This is a genomic window from Microcoleus sp. Pol8_D6 (assembly GCF_036700965.1).
Classification (GTDB): domain Bacteria; phylum Cyanobacteriota; class Cyanobacteriia; order Cyanobacteriales; family Microcoleaceae; genus Microcoleus.
In genome coordinates this window covers 1-2,850 of sequence record NZ_JAUBPW010000148.1, presented here as the reverse complement: position 1 = coordinate 2,850, position 2,850 = coordinate 1, and the positions used below count along the sequence as shown (strand labels likewise).

Genomic DNA, 2,850 nt, shown 5'->3' with positions numbered 1-2,850 from the left:
TATTCTTTATATTTGGGTACTAATTCACCAAAGGTACACCTACTAACTGTAGCACTATTTTAGGAAATTGGTATAAGTAACTTTGCATCAGTGCGATCGCTTCATCCACTAACTGTTGTTGCTGTGCCCATTCTTCACTGGTGAAGTGTTCGGGACAAGTCGCCTGATTAATCTGCTGCTGCACCAGTCGAGCAATGTAGAGCCCAAACTTTTCAGCGGCGACCTCATCAACGCACAGACTTTTGATACTCGTCAGCCTGGTTATCGGTATGGCAAATCGAGCTTTTTCAACTTCTTGGGTAGTTTGAATCCATTTTTTGATTTTCTTAGCAATAGCAAGCTGTTGTTTGTTTTGTTTCATTCTAAATTGCCCACGCTTAATATCCTGATTGAAGCAACGCTCCCGAGAGCAAATCTGTTAGTTTGAGTGTAACAGCCCACTGGTTTAAGTAAGCGAGATCGAGTCGTTCCCCTTGCACCTTCAAAACTCCCAACACATCCCTCCACTGCTTTTGGGAACCGCCAGGAATTAGTTTATACCAACTGAGTTTTTGCAGGACGATATCTTCAGGCGAGTAGATGTAGATTCCCTCCTCTGTTAAACCGCTAACAGGGTAAAGTTGGCGACGACTCATCACCGCAGCCGAAAAAGGGTCATCGCTGCTCATGACAAAAATATCCGCTTTCTCCATAGAAGGCAAATAGATGACATTGAACGATGATTCGCGGGGTGCTGCTTTTGACTTGGCAATTGCTTCATTCACAGCCGACTCGCTGATGTAAAACTCGCCTGACATGGCATCAATTAACCTCTGTGCTGTTTGCGCTTCCAGGTCAATCACTAAGTCCAAATCTTGCGTAGATCTGTTTTCTCCCAACAGCGAACTTGCCACCGAACCTCCCACCACATAGGGAATATTCAGCGGTAGCAAGATCCTGGCTATTTTTTGCGCTAATTCGATCGGATCTGCAATCACGAGTTCACCCCAATCTTTACTGTCTGATAAAACTTCTATCCACTCAGCACCCAAGCACCTTTTAATAAATTCTTGCCGAACTTTTGCCTCAGTAGCATTGGGATACTGGTTCTTTATTCCAGATATTGCCAACCTTCGCACCGCTTGATTGAAAGCGCAAGTCCGCTGTACTTTTTGTTGGAGCGTTAACTGCCGCAATAGCTGAAACATCAGCACATCCGCCTCAATACTGGTATCGATAGATTGTGGCTTGTATCCTGATTTGACTGTGACTGTTGGCATTGGTGGCATGATGCAATCTTGCTCCCAGGCAGAGATTTCAAAATTATATTACAGAATCCAAGTTTTTCAGACCGCTTTATAAAAATGAGATTTTTCCTTACTTATAATGAAATTTTAACCATGAAAAGACTTGCTATAATGATGTCCAAAGCAAAGGCTATAGTTACCAGAGCCACTAACCAGATGGCAAGATTTAGACGTTGTAATGTTTAATTATCCAACGACCAATTCTGACTAAGACTTTTTTAAACAACTGTTCGGGAGAAAGATGAAGATATGGACTTAAATCAAACGTCTGGAAATCGCCGATGGCGAGGGCGACTAATAAAAGCTGGAGGGGGTATTCTACTAATCTTCGGCACAGGTTTAAGCGTTTTTACCTGGAAACTCTTCTCGCCACCTTCTGTTGACCGGCTACCACTTCCCCAAACTTTGGTTTCTTTAGAGTCGCCACAAGGACAACAGCTACTGAACCAGAGCAAGAGCAAACAGGATTTTCAACCGCTTAGCACCCACATTGAAACTCAAAAACGTCCAGCATATTGTGGTGTGGCTAGCAGTGTGACGGTTCTGAATGCACTCGGCAGCAAAAAACAGGGATATCGCACCCTAACCCAAGACACCTTTTTTGACGGTCAAACCCAGAATATCCGTTCTTCTTATGCCGTCACTTTTTCGGGGATGACTCTGGATGAATTAGCTGCCTTACTCAGAAGTCACAACGTCAAAGTTGAGGTCTACTATGCGTCGGAGACAACACTTAACCAATTTCGTACCCAAGCTAAAGCCAACCTTGGCCGTTCCGGCGACTATATAATCGTGAACTACCAACGCTCTGTTTTGGGTCAGGGTAAAAGCGGGCATATTTCTCCCCTTGCTGCCTATCATGAGCAAAGCGATCGATTTCTGATTGAAGATGTAGCCAGTTATAAATATCCGCCTGTATGGGCTTCTACGGAGAATCTTTGGAAAGCGATGAATACTACTGATTCAACCTCCAAAAAGACACGGGGCTATCTAGTTGTGCGCCAGTAAAATAGAGAATTAGGAATTGCATAGCGGGGCTTCAATCACTTACTCAAAAATGGCAAGAGTGCGGGTGCGACCAAAAGGAATTGGAACATTATGCGATCTTTGATTTGAACTTTATCAATTTTAAAAAGCATTATGTCTAAACTTTTTGCCATTGTTGTAGCAACCATTCCAGAGTATTACGACTACAAAATCGCTCACCCAGAACACGACCCAAATCAGCTAGCTTGGTTTCGCGAGCAACAGGAAAAAGGAATACTACTGTGCTGTGGCCCATTTTTTCCCCATGATGGAACGGGGCTTTGGGTGATTCAGGCAGAAAGTGTGGAAGAGGCTCAAACAGTTGTTAACAGCAGCCCCCGTGCGCGGGATGGTATGTTAGCAGAATCTACCAGAGTAGTGGAGTGGCAGGTGCATATTGGGCGTGAGCGTTTTGAGGATAGTAAATAGGCAGGGGCTATTTTGGCAGCCGGATAAACTCTGTCTCCTAAGAAACTCAATCTAACTGCGGAGTTTTAGCAACTAGCTCAAACCCAAAAGACTCCGCAGTTTTCTCCAG

At 44.2% G+C, this 2,850-nt stretch carries 4 protein-coding genes; 2 read left to right on the top strand and 2 right to left on the bottom strand.

The genetic code is table 11. From position 1 onward, the window contains the following. Positions 1-19 precede the first annotated feature (19 nt). A complete protein-coding gene (locus tag QUA10_RS28795) occupies positions 20-361 on the bottom strand; it encodes a hypothetical protein (RefSeq protein ID WP_333085939.1) in 342 nt (113 codons plus the stop codon). A gap of 16 nt (positions 362-377) precedes the next feature. Next, positions 378-1,268, bottom strand: a complete 891-nt coding sequence (locus tag QUA10_RS28790; protein ID WP_333085938.1) for a hypothetical protein — start codon at positions 1,266-1,268, stop codon at positions 378-380. Between the two features lie 267 nt (positions 1,269-1,535). On the opposite strand from QUA10_RS28790, the gene QUA10_RS28785 reads away from it, so the two are divergent. Both QUA10_RS28785 and QUA10_RS28780 read left to right on the top strand, forming a co-directional pair. After that, a complete protein-coding gene (locus QUA10_RS28785) occupies positions 1,536-2,294 on the top strand; it encodes a phytochelatin synthase family protein (RefSeq protein WP_333085937.1) in 759 nt (252 codons plus the stop codon). A gap of 132 nt (positions 2,295-2,426) precedes the next feature. Next, the gene (locus tag QUA10_RS28780; RefSeq protein WP_333085936.1) at positions 2,427-2,741 is read left to right on the top strand and encodes a YciI family protein; all 315 of its coding nucleotides are present in this window, start codon (positions 2,427-2,429) and stop codon (positions 2,739-2,741) included. Positions 2,742-2,850 lie beyond the last annotated feature (109 nt).

What these genes read in the sequence shown, in the direction of transcription:
- QUA10_RS28795 (WP_333085939.1), bottom strand. Translation starts at nt 361, where the DNA reads ATGAAACAAAACAAACAACAGCTTGCTATTGCTAAGAAAATCAAAAAA.
- QUA10_RS28790 (WP_333085938.1), bottom strand. Translation starts at nt 1,268, where the DNA reads ATGCCACCAATGCCAACAGTCACAGTCAAATCAGGATACAAGCCACAA.
- QUA10_RS28785 (WP_333085937.1), top strand. Translation starts at nt 1,536, where the DNA reads ATGGACTTAAATCAAACGTCTGGAAATCGCCGATGGCGAGGGCGACTA.
- QUA10_RS28780 (WP_333085936.1), top strand. Translation starts at nt 2,427, where the DNA reads ATGTCTAAACTTTTTGCCATTGTTGTAGCAACCATTCCAGAGTATTAC.